Below are 21,472 nucleotides of genomic sequence, written 5' to 3' on the forward strand. Positions count from 1 at the left end.
CCAGTGACAACGAACATCTCTATGATCTACAAAACGGGCAGACTTGGGAAAAATCAAAGCAAGCTCCGGAAAACCGGAGCTTGAAACATTTGTTCATATTCATAGATAACACTTCAACCCAATCTCTGGGAAAAGATGTCTCCACAGAAATTGTTTTAGGTTGTACTTACAGCCATTTGGAATCGCCGGACTGATTCTCGTAACCCGGATGATTGTCAAAACGGACAACACCTACCTGGACTTTTCCCTCCACCGCTTCCGTTACCCTGGCATGTCCGATGGTTCCAAAACCACCGCATAGCTCGATCAAAATGACACCGTCCTCATCAGCAAGTTTTTTTGCTTCTTCACAGGCCATGTCATAACCTGAAACACCGACCATGATCATCAATCCCTGTCCGAGATCCATTTCCATCCTTCTCGCTTCAGTGATACTTGCACTTACAAACATAAAAACTACTTTTCTCATAAATTCTTCCCTCTTTCCTTCTTAAGCGGTGATTGGCATCGATCGATAAAGCATAGCACCACCTTGTCAACCGATATGACCATGAATCAACGATATATGCCGTATGGCAGCGTGACAGATTTATTTATCTCTGTCTTGACCGGGACTTTTCCTTTTTAACGAAATGAAAATACCAACGGTACAGACACAGGTAAACACGATGAATGAAATGTGCATTGTCTGAATCAGCAATCCCGGATCTGCTTCTGCAAGGGTAACTTCCCCCATCTGTTTCGCAACAATAAAGGTTACGACCGCCATGCTCAGGCTGTGTCCTATGGATCTCATGGTCGCCAGGATAGATGAAGCCACACCATAATCCTGCTTTTCGACACAAGCCATAACCGCATTGGTGTTTGGCGATGAAAAGAATGCAAATCCAATTCCCACAACGACCAGATTCAGTATAATCAAGGGGAAAGGATATTGTCCAGAAATGAAAATAAAGGAAAACAAGCCAAGGGCACAAAGTCCCATCCCCAGTGAAGCCAGTTTGAACGGAGAGATTCGATCCGACAGCCTCCCTGCATATGGTGATAAAATTGCCATCATTAACGGCTGGCTGATGAGTATCAGCCCCGAAATCTGAGAATCAAAGCCCATTACAACCTGCAGATAGATGGACAATAGATATCCCAGTGCAAAGGTTGCTCCATAGTTTAAAAGTGCGGCAAGGTTTGAAAAGGTGTAACCAATATTACTGGCAAAAAGCCTCACCTCTACTATGGGTGATTTGACTTTTAATTCATGCAATACAAAGAGCACAAACAATACAATTCCTACCACAATGAGAAATTTGGCATAAGAAAGCGTCGAAACTGCCGACAGTCCAAACATAATTAGGGTGATCATTCCAATATAGAGGATATTGCCTAGTATGTCAAACTCCTGATCTTCACATTGTGGTTTTGTTGCCGGGAGTTTTTTCGCTGCGATTAAGAAGACGATCAAGCTGACAATAGCGGTCAGGATAAAGATCGACCGCCATCCAAAATAATGATTCAAAAAACCGCCGACCACAGGCCCAGCAGAAAGCCCAATATAGGTGGATGCAATAGAATACCCCAGAACCTTTCCTCTTTTTTCCGAAGAAAAAGCGCTGATCAGAACCGCTGTATTGGTACTGAAGATCATTGCCGCTCCAATTCCCTGAACGATTCGCAGCGTCAAAAGCATTTGAATGGAATTAACAAAAGCTGAGCCTGCAGAACAGAGCGCAAAAATTAATATCCCTGCAACGAGGATCCGCTTCCGTCCCGTTAGATCAGCCAATCGACCGAAGGGAACCGCCAGTACAGCTGCAGCCAGAATATATCCTGTCACAATGTAGCCGATCAATGTAGCACTGGCTTGAAACTCACTTCCCATAGCCGGTATGGAAAGATTCAATGCACTGCCAGTAAAGGTCGTGATGAATGCAGTAATAACGACAACTAAAATCGTTGCTAGCTGCGTGTTCTTTGCTGTGATTTCTTTTTTCATTTTACTTCGTCCTTTATGATGTCATCGGCGGACTAACATGCCGTACTCGTATAACGTTCTTATCGTGACGAAATACAGACTCCGCTTATATAGTATATGACCTTTTGAACGAATAAATCAAGTAAATAAAGGACAATTTCTCAATGTCGCAGGAGAAATTTGCTCCTATTCAGAGGTTTACTCCCATCGACGCTGAACAGGCACAAAAAACGACATCAGCAGCCGTAGCCGCAAACAAAACAGCCTGCCCCTTTGGGCAAGCCGTTTTGCTTTTATGATAAGACAAGTTTCTTATCGTTCCATTTTTATTTATGATCATGCTTTGATTGTGACATCTTTTATTTATGATAGTGCACATGCAGCAGTTCATGGGTTCTGTCTTTCAGGAGCGTGTTATAAAGGTCCGGAATTACAGGGTTTTCATCTGCATGGCGAAGCTGAGTCTGCTTATCGGATGCATAGATAGATTCCGCTCTCAGTCTTTTGGTATTTCGCAGTCCGAAAGGCTGACCGGCACCGCCGATACAACCACCGGGGCAGGCCATCACTTCAATGAAGTGGTAGAAAGCTTCTCCGGCTTCCATCTTTCGAATCAGCTGTTCCGCATTGCCCAGCCCGCTGACCACCGCAATCTTTAAGACGGTTTCTCCGTCCTCTAGAGGAAGGTCAAACTCCTTGATTCCTTCCATTCCTCTGGCTCCGCAGAACTTGACATTATTGATGCTGGCATGGCTCTTATCTTTGATGACCTTTCTAATTACAGCTTCGGTTACTCCCCCGGTTACGCCGAAGATCAACCCAGCTCCGCTGTACATTCCAAAGGGCATATCAAGGGCTTCGGGTTCAAGCTCTTTAAATACTATTCCCGATTCGTAAATCATATCTGCAAGTCCTTTTGTCGTTAGTACGATATCAACATCCTTGCTTCCTTCTGTTACAAATTCAGCACGGCCTGCTTCCGCTTTCTTTGCTGTGCAAGGCATAACGGATACAACGATGGTTTCTTTTTCGTCATCCTGGTACTTATCTTTTGCATACGCTTTGATGACAGAACCAAACATCTGCTGAGGGGACTTACAAGTTGAAACCTGGGGCATTAGTTCAGGGTGCTTTTCCTCAACATAACTGACCCATGCCGGACAGCAGGAAGTAAACAACGGAAGTTTTGCGCCGCTCTCCAGCTTACCCAAAAACTCATTGGTTTCTTCAATGACGGTTAGATCCGCTGAAAATGAGGTGTCATAAATCTCATCGAAACCAATTTTTCTCATGGCAGCAACGATCAGAGGCATAACATTCTCTCCCTTGCTGATTCCAAATTCCTCTCCCAGAGCAACCCGGACTGCCGGAGCGATTTGCGCTACAACTCGTTTCTTATCATCATAAATTGCCTTCCATACAGAAGGTACGTCGTTTTTAATAGTAACCGCTCCTGTTGGGCACACAGCTGCGCACTGACCGCAGTTGACGCATTCTGTTTCAGCAAGCGGCATATCAAAGGCAGGACATACTTTTAATTCATAGCCGCGAAGAGCAAAATCGATGGCTCCCACGTTTTGGGTTTCGTTGCACATACGGACACAGTCGCCGCACTGAATGCACTTATTGGGATCTCTCGTAATGGAAGGACTGGAATTGTCAATTTTATATTCGTCTTTCCATGCCTTATCCGTTTTATCAAACTTAATCTCTTCAATACCGAACCGAATTGCAAGATCCTGAAGCTTACAAGTGGTATTTCTTGGACAGGTAGTACATTCTCTATTATGAGATGCAAGATACAGCCTTAAAATGTTCTTTCTATACTTTTTCAATCTGGGAGTATTGGTTTTAATCTCCATACCGTTTTTCGGCGGTGTGGAACAAGCTGTTATAATATTTCCTCGCTGATCCTCAACCATGCACATTCTACAGGAGCCGTATACCGACAGTTCAGAGTAATAGCACAGAGTCGGCAAATCAATTCCCGCTTTTCGAACCACACTGAGAATATTCTTTTCTCCGGAAAAGGGAACCCGTTCACCGTTAATCACCATAAATTTATTTGCAGTAGTCACTTTGTTCACCTTCCTCTCTTAATTCTCAACGATTGCCTTAAATGGGCAGGAGTCAATACATCTTTTACACTTAATACAAGTAGCCAAATTTATTAGATACGGTTTTTTACGCTCCCCTGTAATGGCATTTACCGGACAGACGGTCTGACATTTTGAACAGCCTTTGCACTTATCCGCATCAATAACAATCCGTTTTAGGCCTTGGCAGCTCCCTGTGGGACAATACTTGTCGATCACATGAGCTTCGTATTCATCTTTAAACTCTCTGATGGTGCTCACTACCGGCGATGCTGCCGTTTTACCCAGTCCGCAGAGAGCCGTATTTGTAATGGTATCTGCAAGATCCAGGAGCAAGTCGATCTGGTCGATGCTGCCCCTGCCGTTTACGATATCATCCAGGATTTCATTCATTACATGAGTACCTTCTCTGCAGGGAACACATTTTCCACAGGATTCATGCTCGGTGAAATTCATGAAGAATTTCGCAATGCTAACCATGCAGGTGTCCTCATCCATTACCACAAGCCCGCCTGATCCAATCATTGCGCCGGCTTTTGTCAGCGAATCGAAATCAAGACTCATATCCAGGTGCTTCTCCGTTAGGCAGCCGCCGGAAGGTCCGCCGATCTGAACCGCTTTAAAGGATTTTCCATTTCTAACACCTCCGCCGATATCGAAGATAACTGTTCGGAGAGGTGTTCCCATAGGAACTTCAATTAATCCTGTATTGTTTACATTTCCAGTAAGTGCAAACGCCTTCGTTCCAGGGCTTTTCTCGATCCCGATCTTTCGATAACCCTCTGCTCCATTGAGAATAATATAGGATACATGAGCAAAGGTTTCTACATTATTCAAGACGGTGGGCTTTCCAAAAAGTCCCTGCTCAACCGTACGCGGCGGTTTGACACGAGGCATCCCTCTATTGCCCTCAATAGATGCCGTAAGTGCACTTCCTTCTCCGCAGACAAATGCTCCCGCCCCCAAGTTAATTCTGATTGAGAAATTGAAACCGCTGTTAAGGATGTCTTCTCCCAGGTAACCAGCTTTTTCTGCCTGTGCGATCGCCACCTGTAATCTGTGGACTGCGAGGGGATACTCTGCACGGACATAGATATATCCGACCTGCGCTCCGGTAGCAATTCCGGCAATAATCATGCCTTCCAGCATCTTATGGGGATCACCTTCCATAACGCTACGATCCATAAATGCACCCGGATCACCCTCGTCACCGTTACAAACAATATACTTTACCGGCTCTTTCTGACTTTTTACCTGTACCCATTTTTTACCTGTTGGGAAACCGCCGCCGCCTCTGCCCCTCAGTCCTGACTTTTCAATTTCCCTGCAAATCTGATCTCCGTCCATTTCAAAAAGTGCTTTTTTAAGAGCCTGATATCCTCCCGCAGATACATAATCCTCAATATTCTCCGGATTGATGATTCCGCAGTTTTTGAGCGCGATTCTAGTCTGCTTTTCTAAGAAGTACCGTCCTGATTCGGGTATCAAATACTCTTCAACAGGCTTACCACCAATCAGATGCTCCCGGACAACACGCTCCACCTTATCTGAAGTCAGATGCACATATCTGATTAAAGCACCATTCTCATCAATTACATCGACAATGGGTTCCAGATAGCAGCTTCCGATACAGCCGGAGATGGTTACTTCCGCATTCAAGTTGTTTTCTTCGATATATTTTTTGAATTTTGCTTCCGCCTTTTTTGCTCCAGAGGCGATACCGCAGCTACCCTGTCCAACTACTATTTTCATATTACGCCTCCTTTGCTTCTTTCTCTCTGATCTGATTCAAAATATCCAAGACCTTCTCTTTTGTAAGGTTTCCGTAGGTTTCCTCCCACGAGGCATTCTGGATCATCATAACAGGTGCAAGACTGCAGCATCCAAGACATGCCACATTGTTAAGTGTAAATAGTCCGTCCTCTGTCGTATCTCCATCCGCAATATGCAATTCATCGCAAATCGCGGCTTCAATTTCCTGTGAACCGCTGACGTGGCACGCTGTCCCCTGACACAGCATGATGAGATTTTTGCCGATAGGTTGTAATCTGAATTGGGTGTAGAAAGTCGCTACACCATATATCTTTGCCTGTGTATTGCCTGTTCTTTTGGATATGTAAGCGATGACTTCCCTGGGCAAATACCCGTAAATATTCTGAGCCTGTTGAAGGATCACAATCAGGTTTCCCTGCATGTCCTTGACCTTTTCGATAAACAAATCCAGCTCAGTAAAGTCGAACCCGCTCTGACATCCGCAAGCACATTGGCTTCCAGTATCTTGTAAATTCATAGTATTCCTCCTTATCGTTTTCGAGTTCACAGAATCATAACCGTTAATTATTTGACGAGTAAATTATATCTGTTGGCAGCAAAATTGTAAATAAGAAAATAATCACAAAACGTTTAATTTTGAGTATTTTTTTGTAATACCGGTTACATGTACAGCAAACAAATACATTTTTTAGTTTGAGTCGTTTAACTCCATATCCTTCCATTTGTGAATATAATGTCAAATCGATCTATTCCTGTGATCATTTAGACGAAATTAATCGCTTCCAGTTTTTAACACGTGCTCCCGCGAGATCCTAGCAAGGCCTTCTGAATCACTGAATTTCAAGGTGCAATAAAATACCGGCATAGAAGCAGCTGCTCCCATGCCGGTAACCCTTTTCTTTGTTCTTCATTTGTCTATTTGTTTGCAAGTTCTTATAGGCAAATAGATTTACCACCGCAACATAATCTTATCTTATCTTATTTTTAATAAAAAATAGCATCGAAAGATTTAAAGCGGGAGAATATTCTTTCCGAACTCATTATTAACCACCTGTGCCACACAATTGTAAACAGCAGATGCTCCGCAGATAATGCCAACCCAACCTGCCGCACTCTTGATAGCATGGCTACCTGCAAAATCACCGACAGCAAGCATGAAAAAGAGAACCGTCAGGGTAAAGAACACAAACTGTGTTGCACGGTTATGCTTCAGGGTTCCAATAAACATAAATGCTGAGAAGATTCCCCATAATAAAAGATAGTAGCCCATGCTCTTATCATCTGCAGCTGTCATAACTTTCGCAGGGTTGAGCCAAATTACGATCAGCGACAGCCAGAAAAAGCCGTATGCGGTAAAAGCGGTTGCTCCAAAGGTATTATTCTTAAAGAACTCCATAATTCCCGCAATGATTTGTGCCGAGCCGCCAAGTGCAAATCCCATGGCCACAATTACAATGGAAAGCGGAATGAGATCTGCATTATGTAAGTTCAGCAGAATGGTCGTCATTCCAAAACCGAGAAGACCAAGGGGTGATGGATTAGCGATGTTTGACAGATTTTTTCCAGTACTCATAAATTCCTCCAAATGAATGATAATTTTTGAAGTAAGCCGTGCAAATTCAGGGCATTGTTCTCCAAAAGTCAACTACAAACAGATTACACATTAACATAAATAGACGAAATTTGCAAACATATATTAAATAAGAAGGAATTTTATTTTATCAAGACGAATGAATCGAATTTTGTAAACAATTATCTGCTTTCTCTTTCTTTATTATTTTGTAAACGAAACGCTATAAATAAAAAGAAGCCGTACACTAATTCTTCACATTAGCACAACAGCCTCTTTTCACAGACTTATTTTAGTCTTCTCCCTAAGGAAGCTCTGATTTGATAGAGTGTGCGCAGATGGTCGTAAAATTAGCCGATCAGAGGCGCACACGGAATGAATGAGCGTTTCCTAATGAAACAGCAGGAAATATCCCAGAACAAGAATCCCCAAAACAATCCGGTACCAGCCGAATACCTTGAAGTCATTCCGCTTAATATAACCCATGAGGAATCTTATCGCAAGGATGGAAACCACAAAGGCTACTACCATTCCAACAAGCAGAATCATCAATTCTTCACCGGTAAAGTCAAATCCAAACTTTACAAGCTTCAACGCACTGGCACCAAACATGACGGGAATAGACAGAAAGAATGAATATTCTGCTGCAATAGAGCGGGATGTTCCAAGCAGAATCCCTCCTAGTATGGTTGCACCAGAACGGGATGTACCCGGTATCAATGACAATACTTGAAAGACTCCGATCATAAGAGCAGTTTTATAGCTTAGCTCCTTAAAGTTCTCTATCCTGGCTCTTCTTCTCCTATTGCGGTTTTCGATTACAATAAAAAGTACACCATACAGAATCAGTGTGACTGCTACGGTTTGATAATTATAAAGATGTGCGTCAAGCCAATCATCCAGCGGAATTCCGATCAATGCTGCCGGAAGCATACCAATAATAACTTTATACCAGATGGACATGGTGTCCTTTTTCTGCTGCAGGGATTTACTCGGTGAAAGGGGGTTCAATTTATGAAAATACAACAGGACTACTGCCATGATAGCGCCTAGCTGTATGACAACCCGAAACATCTCCATGAACTCCGGTGACGCTTTTAATCTAATAAATTCTTCTACAAGAATCATATGTCCTGTGCTGCTGATAGGAAGCCACTCCGTGATCCCTTCCACAATTCCAAGTAATGCTGCCTTTAATAATTCCTGAAACAAGTTCTTTTACCTCCGTTAAATATGTTTGTAAATTCTAGATAAGCTCCAGACAATCTACGTTCAATTGATATGTGACATCCTTCCTTTCAACGATCACCGAGATTTCCCTTCTCAGCTTCTCATCTGCCAGAATTTGAGTGATCAGTTCTCTGGTGGGATTCACTGCATAGGGGTTTCCCACCAGCTTTAGCATGGAAAAGTCTCCTGCTGTATCGCCATAAGCATAGCATGCTGCTAGATTCAGACTGTGTTTCTCGGTCATTTCGAGCACCGCTTTGTGCTTGCTTTTTGAATCCCACATGGGCAGAATTGAGCCGCTGTACGCACCGTCAGCGCCAATCTCATAAACGGTACCTCGATAGTCATCCATCCCATATAAGGCTGACATTTCAGAGACCAGCTCTATTGGTGAACCGGAAATTGCGATAACGGTATGGCCCTGATCTTTATGCCATTTAATTCTGTCCCGTGAATAAGTGTAAACCCGCTCACCTTTTTGTTCAATGACTTTTTTTGCAATATGCTGAATATGGTACGGGTTTGTAAGTTTTACCGTCTCAGTATAGATATCCACCATTTTCTGCAGATAAAGGTCATAGTCCCCCAGTCGCTTATTCCATTGACGAAAGGCGGGTTCCACATCCCGATACCACTTGCTGTTGTCAATCAACTCGTACCGGATCATCTTCTTAAACATTTCACTAATGAGGCCTTCTCTTAAAATTGTTCCGTCAATATCAAAGAAAGCCGCTATATTACCCATAGATTTCCCTCCTTCGTCAATTGCTCCATTTACTTTTCCCCTTTTCAGATAAAAACAACGCTAGATCTGAAAATAGAATCAGCTCCAATAGATTCTGGCACCAAAGGGAACCAGCCCAAGTTTGGAAAGTTTAATATGCTGAACCCCAAAAGGTATTCCAACTATTGTAATACAGAAAAGCACCCCGACCACAAGGTGTGCAATGGCCAATTCCCATCCTAAAAGTACGATCCAGATTACGTTGAAGATCAAACCTCCCGCGCCGAAATATCCAATATCAACATCCCTTCCAAAGGGCCATAGAACAAACCCTGCAATCTTGAAACATTGCAGTCCGAAAGGAATGCCAATCAAGGTTACACACAAGAGTAATCCTGCGATTAGCCACACAATCGCCCCTAATATGCCTCCAAAAACCAGCCAGATAACATTACCGATGATATTCATTAATAGTTCCTCCAAAGATTCTTTCCTTCAGCCTTGAACCTATTATAACGTATCTTCTAGGAAATTTCGATGCTGAAAACACACTTTTCCATGCGCAAAGGTACCTTTTATCAATAATTACAATGATTTTTTGACATTGAAAAAGCTGCACCAGCACTGTGCAGCTTGATTTTGTGTCAATTTTATGATTAATACTTTTCTTTTCCGAACAGTTTGGTTTCTATGCCCTTGTTATAGATGTTCCTGCTGAAACCGGAAACTGACCATTCTTATTGTATTCCTTCTGTGAACCTCAAATAGCTCACTTCCTTTGACAATCTGACGTTCGCCGCAGTTTGACATAATAACCTCAAGATTTTCCAGACCGTCTTCATCCTCTGCATATCCGGTTATTGTTACCCAATGCCAATTATCTTCTTTCAAGGAGTGAGCTCGATGAAACAGGATCAAGAGCGCTATGGGGTGTCCTTCATCAATACATTCCTTCATGTAAGCTACAGCGTCTTCAGTCTTATTGAACTTCAGACAGTAAACCGGCTCCAGATAGATTCCATGCTCTGCACAGAATTTAACGAATTGATTTCCAAACTTGCGTACATAGGGGTATCCCATCACGCCCGGCGTCATATACCGATACATTTTCTCCATGGCACTGAGATACTCCCCTTGGCTGAAGCTCTCTCGGTTGCCATCATATACAGAATTCATAGCCGAAAAATTCGATGCATAATATGCTGCCAGGTTTGCTCCACTTGTGCAGCCGCAACCCGCCCTTTGTTTCATAATTTCCGTAAACCACTCTTGGTTTCCGCCATATCCAACCATTGATTCTTCATGAAAAACAACGGGAAATTTTAATTCTTTTATTTTCATAACAAGCTCTTCTCTTCCAAATTTTTTATCGCCCATCTTTTCACTAATTATAACATAGAACGACAATTTTCCGCAAATTTTCATCGGTCCATTTTATGTATATTTTCCTGATCACCGAGCAAAACTAGAGGTCATCAGAAGGAGGTTCATGATATGGCAGAGAGATTCACAGTAAACGCAAAAATTTCCAAAATCAAGAAGGATCACGAGGGGAATATTTCCGATGTCATGCTTGAAAATGGAACAATTCTCCCCATCAATCACGCAATCCTACAGGCAAAAGAAGGTCTGATAGACGGTGTCATAGCCATACGTGGCAAGGATGGCGGCGAGTTTCTTCGCACAGATCCAAACTCCTATCCCGTCGACAATCTTCTGGATCTGCCTACGTTTCGCTGATATCTATCTAAAACGAAAGCGGCTGCAAGTAAATGAAGCCGCTTTTTTGTATACAATTGAAAAAAATCTCAAAGTACTATCGGATGAAGTTGGTCATAACCCATGGTTCTTTCTCCGGCATCATCTGATTTGCTGTTTTTATTGATTTCAGCATCCAAGCCATATTATCTCCAAGCGTACGCATGATTTGCAGTCCTTCCAGATCTTTGCGGACATCGTCTGGAGTAAACCCATGCACCATATTCCAATACTGAGAAGAAACCAGCGGCATACGAGATATGGTAAAGTACTTATTCAGCCTGTCGAAAGCAGCGGTAGCACCGCCTCTTCTGCAACTGACAACTGCTGCTGCCGGTTTATTGGAGAACTTATGGGAGCTGGAGAAAAAGACACGGTCAAGCAGGGCGCAAAGAGCCCCGTTGGGTCCTGCATAATATACTGGTGATCCGATGATAATTCCGTTGGCTGCAATCATACGCCCAGTCAATTCATTGCAGATATCATCGTCAAAGGTACATCGCCCAAGTTCTTCACAGCGTCCGCAAGCAATGCATCCGTGAACTGGTTTTCTACCGATATGGAAGATTTCCGTTTCAATTCCTTGCTTCTGCAGCGCGCCAGCCACCTCTGACAGCGCAGTAAAGGTACAGCCTTCTTTATTGGGGCTGCCGTTCACTAATAATACTTTCATTTTTTTTCCTCCTATGGTTTGTTTCTTGCATCATGGTTTGTTTCTTGCACCATGGTGCTTCATAACTTCTTTATTTGATTCTATTGATTTCTAGCTTCTTCCGCAAGTGCCATTCCATAGTCAATCAATTCCTGGGGAGAAACCAGTCCTTTTTCCAATGCCACATAAAGATCCATTTGCTCCATTCCCTCAAACTGTATCACTGCAGTGTAGAAATAGTCCTTGTCCGGAAAATAATACAGGGATTTGCTGGTTTCGAAAATAGAATATGAGTCTTTTCGTTTTCCTTCCTTATCTACGTTGGTCGGGTCACCGGCCTTCGCCGTTTCTGGTTCCGGTATGAGCTTAAATTGTTTTTTCCCTTTTGTCTCCTGGATATCCTCCAGCATTTCTTTCATCGTGGGAAACTTCTGCTGATTCAAGATATACCAATTATTCTGATACCTAAAATATACCTCTTCATTCTCAAGCCACAGCGGAATTTCCTTTCTCTCAGTATAATCCCTATTATAGAAATAGAAAGTGTAATCCGGTTGGGAATTCATTGCACTATCGTTAGATATTTTCTCAGCGGTATTGATGGCATCCTTTATTTCACTCTGATAATCATATAACACCATCGGGTTTTGAGAACTGCCGGTGCCCGGATCGGCTTCCAATCTGAATTCACTGCTTTTTACAATGTGATTTGTCAAAAAGTCGAGTTGATCCCAGGAGCCTCCATTGATCAATGCACTTGGATAAAAGAATACATAGGGTGCAGTGAAAACCGCAAGTGCCAATGCCAGCAACTTTTTATTTCTCTGCTCGATATCCATCATCCCTTGAAATACCAGCTTTAAATTGCCGAAGTAGATCAGAATTCCAGTAACCGCCGTCGCAAAGGTTACAAAGAGAATCGCATACCAGTTGTCAAATGGGTTCCACGAAACAGCATTCAGGTACTCGTACCAAACACCGGATCCAGTCGTTGAAAGGAATAAGATTCCGGCACCGATGAAATCAGCTCCAAAACCGATCATCCAGATTTTTAGAATGCTTTTTTTATAGATACCCTTGAGGTTTGTGAGCTTTAAAACTCTGGCGCTAATCAATAAAACCAAACTGTCAATGATGAAATTGACTGGAAGGATAATGATCCACGCAATGGGAAAAACAATTAAAAACCAGATAGGGAACATGACATTATATAGTTTGATATCCTTTTGCATATTAATCTCCTTTTTATCCCTTATAACCCCTACCTTATTAACGGAATGCCTTATGCTTGTAACGATAAGCCAATTGTACATTTCTTCGGAACAGCTTATAGGGCAAATCAACACCGGTAAGAAGCGGCAATATCTTTTTTTTATATTCGTGCTCACTCATATCCAGAAGGGTGTCGAATCGAAAGAGCTCCATCAGTTCTTTTTGACGGTCTTTCGCCAGAGTATTTCCCGTTTGGAGAGGTGCGGCCATATGCTTTCTATTCCAAGGGCAAGCTTCCTGACAGATATCACATTCAAAGAAATAGTTATCCTTCATCTCATGGATAGCCTCTGGAAAATCCTCTTCTTCCAGTAGATTGGACAAACATTTCGACCGGTCAAGCCTTCCCCGTGAAACAGCATGAGTCGGACAGCTGTCTTCACAAAAGCTGCAGCTCCCGCAGCAAGCTTCCTGCATCGGGTAAGTCTCAGACAGGTCCGCATTGGTGATGATTCCACCAAGGGCCTGAAAACTCCCGTACTTCTTGTTGATCAAAAGGGTGTTTTTCCCAAGCCATCCTAAACCAGCCTTAATCGCTGCAGGTTTTAAAGGAACACAATCCTTCTCCAAAACTCCATCGTAGATGATTGCTTTAAAGCCATTGGAGATCAGATAATCCCGAAGGGGATTTAGCGGCTCTACCACATTGAAATAAAACCCTGACAAAGTAAGCCTGCTCATATTGCCATGAAGCTCCAGGTCCAGATCCGGCAGTCGAAAGCCACCAATATAAACGCTTGTGACAATGAGACATTTGGCTTCCGGCATCAGGTCTTTCGGCTGTCTTCCTTTATAAATTTCCTCCGGCTGCAGTGGTTTTGCATCAATGAAGCGTATTTCGTTTAATCCGTTACTCCTGGAAATATCCTCCAGAGCTTCTTTCATTTGTCCCAACGTTTCTTTACTGTCTTTACTGCCATCTAAATTCTTTCTGGATTCCTCCACAATTCTCACCCCTTATCAGAAAGTGTACTACGGCCTGCCATGCTGACACGGCACCCCAGCCTGACATAGCCCGCAGCCCAGAATATAGTCTCCCCGTTCAATATCCTGCGGCCAGAGGTTTTCACCGAAGAATTCCTCATAAGCATCGCACAGATCCTTGTCATGGCCTTCTTGTGCGATTGCATTTGTTGGACAGCGACGCATACAAGCCCCACAGCTGCCATCCTTATAAAATAAGCACCATTCATAAGGACTCAGATATGCTCTTTCGGTAGGGTTCAAATTACCTTCAACGATTAAACTCGTGAAGCGAACTGCCTTGCCTTTCTCGGTAATCAAACCTTCCGACAAGCCAAAGGTACCAAGCCCGCTAATGTAAGCAATGTGGCGGTGTGACCATTTGGAAGCAATTCCAAGATGGCTGGTTCTAACAGTTGAAAATTCAGGGAGCAGATCGATGGATACGCTTCGAATTCCCAAATCCTCCAGCCGCTTTGTAAGCTTACCGTTAAACTCCTTCATTAACGGTTCCCATTCGCCCCTTGAAACAATCCATTCTCTAGCAGGCACCGTGGTTTCCCTTGCCTGTGCTGCTTTTGTTTCCATGGTCTGAGGAAATGCCATAGAAACTACGCTCAAGCTGCTCTGTAGTATCGATTCGGGGTATTTCAGTTGAAATGCTTCCTTTGGGCTCCAGTGGAACGATCCAATGTGCTGCTTCAAAAATTCGAAATAGGGATCATCCCCTCTGGCAAAGCCTATCAAAGGGCGATCCCACATAGGTTTTCCGGGTCTTTTTAAGGTTGAAAAATTATTCTTCTCAAGTCGATCATATACTTCTTGGATCGTATCTTCCATCATAAGATTGTCCATAAGTAGCTCCTTTCGCCTTCGCTCTCTCATCATTATAAAATATTCCTGCGCAAATGAAAAGAGGCTCCGATTCTTTCTGAATAAGAAGCCCTTCTCTGCATATAAACTTTCAACTTTCACATACACCCGGAATGCCGTACTTGACGCTACCATATGTATTTTCTGATTGTAATAAGCTTATCCTCAAGATTTTCTTTCTGCTTAATCATATTACCAGCATACTGCTCCATTACCTCTTGCTCTTGAATATCGAACCATTCCGAGTCGTCATAGTCGTCATCATTGTCCGCAACTGCAGTCTTTACGGTTGGCTCCTCTGGCAAAGGCTCTACCTTAGCATGCTTCGAGCTCCAGACTTCTTCCCGACTCATGTCTTTTTCATCTCGCGAATCATCCCATTCATCCCGTTTCCGGTTATTCCATCCATCTTCAGAATCATTCCAATCATCCTCTTCTTGATCGTCCCAGCCAGTCTTTTCTCGGCCGTTCCAGTCATCCTCTTCCTGATCGTCGTCCCAAAACCCAGTCCCTTTTGTGTCAACAGATCGAATGGGATATTCAATGGGGAATTCAATGGGGAATTCAATAAAAGCATTGGCGAGGTTATCGGTTTGATGATCAGAGATGGATTCTTTTAGCCTGATCTCGAAGATATATTTTGCATCGGGATCAAGATGATTAAGCGTAAAGTTCCCATCCTGATCTGTTTGCACGCGGATAACCTCATCTAATTTGTTCTTTTGTAGTTGATCTTCCGATCCATCCTCTGCATGAGATACTCCAGCTTCTGTTACAGGCACCACTTTACGAATACTGATTTCAGCAGATTTCACCGCCTCACCTTTATGATTGATTATTGTACCCTGCATGCCATCCCTCCTCTATTTCCCTGTCAAGAATTGATTCAACTATATTTATATGCGTGTTGTTCGGGAAACGTGAGTATGGAATGTTAATGCCGCCTTATTTTTTTGCGCGAACAAAAAGAATCAGAAGGTTCATGAATAAAAAGGAAATGAGGATCATCATTAGTACCGCAATATGCTGAAGCTGCTGCGCATAGCAACCAAGTGGGGAAGTATCGAAGATTCTGCCGAGTACTTCTGTCTCTTTCCATTTTGTAACGGTCTGAATCATTCCAAGAAATTGAAACAGGATCAGCAAAGCAGCAGAAGCCATTAGAAAAGACTTTCCTGCAAGCTTGCTCAGAAACCGTCTTTGCATCCGCATCAGCTCCCTCAAATACTGATGCGCAAAAAGTGCTTTTAACTCTTCCAAATCAGACATCCATTCCCTACTGATCCGTTTCAGCAGGAGCACACAAATTCCGGTACAACTGATTCTCAATGCCGTTATCATAAGTTCCCCCAGCAATCCCATGATTTTATGAAATGAGAAGAACGTGTAGCTTCCCTCCGATTCTGTCAATGATTTATATAAATATTTCGCCTGGATTTCATCTCCTGCTTGTTCCGCTTTCATTAAAAAAGAGGCCGGATCTTTTTCATCTGCAGCTGATACAGGAATATAGATCCTGGCTACAGGTTCCGTACTTTTGATTCCCCCTGAATCCTCAATTACCCCGATAACCGTAAAATGCTCCCTTTTCAGTGTGAGTTCATTGCCGCAGATATCTGTACTCCCAAACAAATTCACTGCGGCAGTTCGATTTAAGACAGCGAGACGCCGTTTTTCTTTCTGATCCTTTTCCGTGAAGAAAGAACCGCTGACCATCTGATAACCAGTAAGGAAAGGGTAGGAAGCATTTGTTGCATTCAAAATCACAGACGAACTGTTGTTCAATGTCTTGACGGAAACTTCTGACTCGATTTCATAAGAGATGAGAAGTGGATCTCCATTTCGTTTTTCAAGTTGATCCCCACTCAACCTTGCAGTATTCGCAGCAACTGGTGCAACCAGAATCAAGTGGTCCCAGTTCTCTTTTCTTACGAAGCCTGGCAGAATAAGCAATACAATGAGCATGCCTAAAGCAGACAGCCATAAAAGCCGTATGCCGTCAATCTTTAAAGAAATCGCCTTCATTTTCCAGAACCACCGTATCCCCTTCCTTTAGCTCCTTGTCACATTGAACAACAATGGGTTCAAAAAAGGTGATCCCTTCTGTGACTACAGTATCATCAGTATCATTATCACCGATGTAAACCCTTAGCTTTGAAACATAAAATTCCTTGCCTAGCAACCCCTTGCGCTGTTTGATCTGATAAAGAAAGTATCCGCTGCTATCCCGGTTAAGGGCTCCGTTTGGAACTAAAATCCGGGCTTCTGGACTCTCTTTTTCAAATACCACATCAAAGGAGTCGCCATCCTTGATTGCCTCACTTCCAAGATGTGCTCCCTTATTAAGAGCCTCTTCAAGAACAAGTCCGGTATCAACCTCTGAGCTGTCATCAACTCCTGATTTCTGCTGCATCTCAGGAATTTGTATACGAACTTTCTTCTTATCTGCTTCTGAGGAAACATCAAGCACAGTTCCCATAAACTCCAGAGAAGCGTTCCCAACTTTGCAGCTGTCTCCCTTTTCAATAAAATCATTCTCAAGAGGGATGGCGCACTCGATACCAAATGTCAAAGGGGTACCATAATTTCCCACCTTTTCTCCTTGATTCACTCGCTGTCCTTTCTGAACGAGCAGATCGGTCACAACACAATCTTCCGGTGCAAGTACCGTCAACGCAGCTTCATTCTTCACATCTGTCAGATCCCTCAGAAGCTTTTCTCGCTTTGAATAGAGGTCTTTTCTGCTCCTATCCTCCTTCTCATATTCGCTTTTTGAGATTGCTCCTGCTTCGTATAGCGTTTTTAGCTTTTCACAAGCTTCTTCAGCCTCTGCAAGCTCAGAATCCACCTGCTGGATTTCATATTCTTTTTCGCGTGCAGCTGTTACTTCCGTATCGGAAAAAGACAGCCGCAGAAGGGGTTGGTCTTTGACAACAGATTGTCCTTTCTCAACCAGAATTTGTTCAACGAAACCAGCTGAACCTGCATACAGTTCCCCTTTTGTACTCCACCCAGCAATTCCTTTTACGTTTTCGACCTTATGGAGTCTCCCTTTAACCGGAGAATCGGCGCTGACTGTAGGAAGGCTGTACTGATAAATTGTCTTTGACAAGAAAGTAAAAACAAGGAGCAGTGCGATCAGAAATGCACCAACGTTTTTTATATTCATTCTCTGTTTCAATGCGGATTTGTATCCTTTCTTCATTCATGATCTTTGCGAGCGATCTGTTCCTTTTCTCTAAAATGTACCATATTGTAATATCATGCAAGCTATTTACTGGACGACAGCTCAATCCCCCGTTCTAAATCCTTCTGCCCCAAAGCGAGAAACCAAAGCGGCACAAGCATATAAACCGTTGATGCTGCAAAAATCAAACCGACATTTTCTGCTGGAAGATAGGACAGGAACACGGAAAGCGGCTGTCTGTAATATTCTTTGAGAAAGATAATCACCTGCTCTACCACGTTCCAGTACTCAATAAACACCAACATCACTAAAGCTGCCATGCCAGACTTCATCTGAGGAAGTACGATGGACCAAAATACCCTCAACGATCCCGCACCGTCAATTCCGGCCGCTTCCAGACAATCCTTTGGGAGCTTTTTCATGCTCTGTCGCAGAAGAAAGGTACCAAACGGAGAAAAGATGCCAGGCAGAATAATAGCCAGATAGCTTCCATTCAGTCTCATCTGTTCCGCCATGATATAGTTTGGCACAAGGACAGCCTGCAATGGCATCAGCATGATGATAATATAGATCAGGAAGACCTTTTCCTTATGCCGCCATTTCCAGACAGTGAAGCCGTAGGCAGCTGCCACCGAAACCAGTAGATTGCCCAGAACAACGGGTACCGTTATCTTGATCGAGTTGAGAAGAAGCATCAGAAACACAGGTTGTATTACTAGAACATTCTGATACTGCTCCAGCGTAATTCTACTTGGAATCAAAGGAATCTGGATGTATTTCTCCCTGATACCGTTTATAATGTCAAACACAGACAGCTGTGTTGTATAATGAGCAACGATATCATTCATCGGCATGAGAGAACCGACCACTGTGATCAGAAGCGGCATTGCAGACAGCACCCCCAGAACTGCTAAAACCGTCGTTAAAATCAGATCGGTGCACTTCTGTTTTTTCATTCCTCACCCCCCCTTTCCAAGCGCAGCAAAAGCAGTACCGCCATGGTGATCGTCATAACAAGGATACAAGTGGCAGCAGACAGTTTTTGATAGTTCAGTGAATAGAACATATTGTTCATAAAGTGCTGCAGCATGTAGATACTTTCATGGGGATAATTGCCTGTGATCAGGTAAATCTCTTTAAAGACCTTAAAGGAGTTGATGACGGACATGATGGCAGTAAGCACCAAAGTTGGAGACAGCCCGGGTAGCGTGATCTGTAAAAAGGTGGTCACTGGCCCGGAACCATCCACAGAAGCCGCCTCATACTGTTCCCTTGGGATATTGTGGAGCCCTGCAAGAAATAAAACCATATTATATCCGAGATTCTTCCAAACGAAGATCAGCAGAAACACATACCTTACAGCTGAGGTTTCAAGCCATCTGACCCTGCCGAACCCCAAAGAAATCAATATGCCGTTGAGGTAACCGTCATCCAGGAATAAAGCCTTCCAGAAGAAAATTGTCGAACCGGAGGGAATCACAAGCGGGATCAGGAAAAGAAGAACAAACAGTTCTTTTCGTCTACCGTTTCTTAAGATCAGGATCGCCACAAGCAATGACAAAAGCATTCCCAGCGGTACGCTCATCCCGATGAAAGCAATGGTATTCTTTAGACCTAATAAATATGCTTTATTATGAAACAGACCCGTAAAGTTATCAATTCCTGCAAAATTCCCGCGGGCCGGGCTGTCAGTGAACGCAAACCACAAGGACACCATAAAAGGCCATAAATAGAACAGCAGCACCCCTCCGAAACTTACCAGCAAAAACAACAGTCCTGTATCGTACTTTTTCCGCTTCGTTTCATTCATTGCCCTACTCATTTAGATATAGTTCTACCTTTTTCTGCAGCGCTTCTGCCACCTCTCCGGAAGAACTGCTCCCATCAAAGAACCTGCTGGTTTCCTTATGGATCATCTCTTTAACGGTGTCATCCTGAATCGGCCAATAGTTTAATGCGTCAGAAAGGGACTCTACTGTATCAGCATACCGTTTTACCAGTTTTTCCTGCTCTGCTGTCAATGATTTAGCCTCAGAGGATGCTTCATTGCCATAATTGCTTGTGATAATTTTTAATGCAAGTTCTTCACGGGCAGCGTTATTGACTGGAAGCCCTATGATCATCATCTGCGGATCACTCTGTATCTCTTCGCTCAGCAGGTATTTTAGGAACGCCCATGCAAGGGCTTTATTCGAGGAATTTGAATTAATCCCTAACGCATTGAAATACTGAATGCTCTTATTTCCGTTATGCCCCGATAGCAGCCCGAGGATCTTATCATTTTGTTCGTCACCGGGGGTAATTCCTCCACCAAAACTAAAAGACTGAAAACCGTCTTTGACCCGTTCTTCTCTCAGAACTTCTTCTCTTAGGGAATTGTTTGACTTTGATTTGAAAAAGAATTTTTCGTTCCGCATCTTCTCAATGACACTCATATCAAACGGAACCCCCGAATCACCTGTTTCAAGTTGATCCGCCGACGTACCAGGGCGAAGATATCCATCCGCACCGTATTGTTTTACGGATTCCAGCAAAGAAGCAAACCTGCCGTCATTGAGATTGACCTTGCGGTTTTCAAAGTCAATGTACTCATTATAATCACAGCGCATCAACTCTTCCAGCATGACCTGGTCTGCGGGCATGCCAAGCATTCTAACCGGATCAGATGAATCAGAATTCTCTTGCAGAAAAGAATCTTTCTCAATTTGGAATAACTCATGATAAGAAATTTTATCTGCCGCGGCTTTTAACCTGCTTTCATCATCTCCGTGAAGGAGAGAGCTGTCGTATGCAATATAATCAAACCGATAATCCAGCGGCATTAAGTACTGGCCACCTTTATACTTCATCGCTTCGATAATATTGCTCCGATAATCCTCTTTTGCAAAATCCTTGTCCGCATCCATGTAATTCTGTAAATTTTCCAGAAGTCCACTGTCTGCATACTTGTAGAAAGGCAGGATATCCATTACAAGAAGATCCGGACCGCCTCCGCCCATCAATTCGGTATTGATCTTCCCTATGTAATCTGCTGTTTGCTGGGAATTATCCTCATCGGATCCCATTACGATTGCAATTGTTGAATTCGAATCCTCAGAGGTCTTAATCTCCGGCATTTTCCCAAAAGTTTCCACATTGATCTTTGTCCCTGGATGTTTTTCTTCAAATCCTTTCGCGGCTTTCTCAAAAAAGTCTTTATATATCATCGGATCATAGCAGGAAACTGTAATTTCTCCCGACAGCTCTTCTTCCAGCAGCTGTTCAACAGAAGCCACCTTTGACTGACCACATCCGGCAAGAGAAAATATCAGCACGAAGATGCAACTCAATGCAATTCTTTTTTTCATAACAACCTCCATCACAAAATGTTTATACTGGAGATCTTACGCTATGATTCTGTATCCT

General features: G+C 43.2%; 20 protein-coding genes and 1 pseudogene. 1 reads left to right on the forward strand and 20 read right to left on the reverse strand.

What is annotated here, in order from left to right; genetic code table 11:
- Nucleotides 1-166 precede the first annotated feature (166 nt).
- The 10 genes from FRZ06_08250 to FRZ06_08295 all read right to left on the reverse strand — a co-directional run bounded on the left by FRZ06_08250 (nt 167) and on the right by FRZ06_08295 (nt 10,703).
- Nucleotides 167-469, reverse strand: coding sequence for a hypothetical protein (locus FRZ06_08250; protein ID QOX63342.1), 303 nt, complete (start codon nt 467-469; stop codon nt 167-169).
- A gap of 120 nt (nt 470-589) precedes the next feature.
- Nucleotides 590-1,990 (reverse strand): MFS transporter, encoded by a 1,401-nt coding sequence (locus tag FRZ06_08255; protein QOX63343.1) that lies wholly within the window; start codon nt 1,988-1,990, stop codon nt 590-592.
- Nucleotides 1,991-2,328: 338 nt separating this feature from the next.
- The gene (locus FRZ06_08260) at nt 2,329-4,026 is read right to left on the reverse strand and encodes a ferredoxin (GenBank protein ID QOX65879.1); all 1,698 of its coding nucleotides are present in this window, start codon (nt 4,024-4,026) and stop codon (nt 2,329-2,331) included.
- Between the two features lie 39 nt (nt 4,027-4,065).
- On the reverse strand, nt 4,066-5,817 hold the full coding sequence (locus FRZ06_08265) for a 4Fe-4S dicluster domain-containing protein (protein QOX63344.1): 1,752 nt from the start codon (nt 5,815-5,817) through the stop codon (nt 4,066-4,068).
- A 1-nt stretch (nt 5,818) separates the two neighbouring features.
- Nucleotides 5,819-6,355 (reverse strand): NADH-quinone oxidoreductase subunit NuoE, encoded by a 537-nt coding sequence (gene nuoE / locus FRZ06_08270; protein ID QOX63345.1) that lies wholly within the window; start codon nt 6,353-6,355, stop codon nt 5,819-5,821.
- A 492-nt stretch (nt 6,356-6,847) separates the two neighbouring features.
- Nucleotides 6,848-7,411 carry a hypothetical protein gene (locus tag FRZ06_08275; protein ID QOX63346.1) on the reverse strand — a complete coding sequence of 188 codons (564 nt, stop codon included), beginning with the start codon at nt 7,409-7,411 and terminating at the stop codon, nt 6,848-6,850.
- 387 nt (nt 7,412-7,798) lie between these two features.
- Complete coding sequence (locus FRZ06_08280) at nt 7,799-8,620, reverse strand: undecaprenyl-diphosphate phosphatase (protein ID QOX63347.1); 822 nt, start codon at nt 8,618-8,620, stop codon at nt 7,799-7,801.
- A gap of 34 nt (nt 8,621-8,654) precedes the next feature.
- Nucleotides 8,655-9,383: an HAD-IB family hydrolase gene (locus FRZ06_08285; protein ID QOX63348.1), complete on the reverse strand. Its 729-nt coding sequence runs from the start codon at nt 9,381-9,383 to the stop codon at nt 8,655-8,657.
- A 78-nt stretch (nt 9,384-9,461) separates the two neighbouring features.
- The gene (locus tag FRZ06_08290) at nt 9,462-9,830 is read right to left on the reverse strand and encodes a YccF domain-containing protein (GenBank protein QOX63349.1); all 369 of its coding nucleotides are present in this window, start codon (nt 9,828-9,830) and stop codon (nt 9,462-9,464) included.
- A gap of 231 nt (nt 9,831-10,061) precedes the next feature.
- Nucleotides 10,062-10,703 (reverse strand): hypothetical protein, encoded by a 642-nt coding sequence (locus tag FRZ06_08295; GenBank protein QOX63350.1) that lies wholly within the window; start codon nt 10,701-10,703, stop codon nt 10,062-10,064.
- A gap of 153 nt (nt 10,704-10,856) precedes the next feature.
- On the opposite strand from FRZ06_08295, the gene FRZ06_08300 reads away from it, so the two are divergent.
- Nucleotides 10,857-11,102: a DUF3892 domain-containing protein gene (locus FRZ06_08300; protein QOX63351.1), complete on the forward strand. Its 246-nt coding sequence runs from the start codon at nt 10,857-10,859 to the stop codon at nt 11,100-11,102.
- Between the two features lie 76 nt (nt 11,103-11,178).
- Here FRZ06_08300 and FRZ06_08305 read toward each other — a convergent pair whose 3' ends face one another.
- From FRZ06_08305 to FRZ06_08350, 10 genes and pseudogenes are all read right to left on the reverse strand, one after another.
- A complete protein-coding gene (locus FRZ06_08305; protein ID QOX63352.1) occupies nt 11,179-11,793 on the reverse strand; it encodes a flavodoxin family protein in 615 nt (204 codons plus the stop codon).
- Nucleotides 11,794-12,518: 725 nt separating this feature from the next.
- Nucleotides 12,519-13,004: pseudogene (locus tag FRZ06_08310) on the reverse strand (hypothetical protein).
- A 37-nt stretch (nt 13,005-13,041) separates the two neighbouring features.
- The gene (locus FRZ06_08315; protein ID QOX63353.1) at nt 13,042-13,989 is read right to left on the reverse strand and encodes an epoxyqueuosine reductase; all 948 of its coding nucleotides are present in this window, start codon (nt 13,987-13,989) and stop codon (nt 13,042-13,044) included.
- Between the two features lie 27 nt (nt 13,990-14,016).
- Nucleotides 14,017-14,862, reverse strand: coding sequence for an epoxyqueuosine reductase (locus FRZ06_08320; protein ID QOX63354.1), 846 nt, complete (start codon nt 14,860-14,862; stop codon nt 14,017-14,019).
- Between the two features lie 146 nt (nt 14,863-15,008).
- A complete protein-coding gene (locus FRZ06_08325; GenBank protein ID QOX63355.1) occupies nt 15,009-15,731 on the reverse strand; it encodes a hypothetical protein in 723 nt (240 codons plus the stop codon).
- Between the two features lie 94 nt (nt 15,732-15,825).
- The gene (locus tag FRZ06_08330; GenBank protein ID QOX63356.1) at nt 15,826-16,905 is read right to left on the reverse strand and encodes an ABC transporter permease; all 1,080 of its coding nucleotides are present in this window, start codon (nt 16,903-16,905) and stop codon (nt 15,826-15,828) included.
- Nucleotides 16,880-18,061 (reverse strand): efflux RND transporter periplasmic adaptor subunit, encoded by a 1,182-nt coding sequence (locus FRZ06_08335; protein ID QOX63357.1) that lies wholly within the window; start codon nt 18,059-18,061, stop codon nt 16,880-16,882. Before FRZ06_08335 ends, FRZ06_08330 begins: the two co-directional genes overlap by 26 nt.
- Nucleotides 18,062-18,150: 89 nt before the next feature.
- Complete coding sequence (locus tag FRZ06_08340) at nt 18,151-19,023, reverse strand: carbohydrate ABC transporter permease (protein QOX63358.1); 873 nt, start codon at nt 19,021-19,023, stop codon at nt 18,151-18,153.
- Complete coding sequence (locus FRZ06_08345) at nt 19,020-19,877, reverse strand: sugar ABC transporter permease (protein ID QOX63359.1); 858 nt, start codon at nt 19,875-19,877, stop codon at nt 19,020-19,022. Before FRZ06_08345 ends, FRZ06_08340 begins: the two co-directional genes overlap by 4 nt.
- A 4-nt stretch (nt 19,878-19,881) precedes the next feature.
- Nucleotides 19,882-21,429, reverse strand: coding sequence for a carbohydrate ABC transporter substrate-binding protein (locus FRZ06_08350; protein QOX63360.1), 1,548 nt, complete (start codon nt 21,427-21,429; stop codon nt 19,882-19,884).
- Nucleotides 21,430-21,472 lie beyond the last annotated feature (43 nt).

The organism is Clostridiales bacterium, from assembly GCA_015243575.1.
In the GTDB taxonomy this organism is placed as follows: domain Bacteria; phylum Bacillota; class Clostridia; order Peptostreptococcales; family Anaerovoracaceae; genus Anoxybacterium; species Anoxybacterium hadale.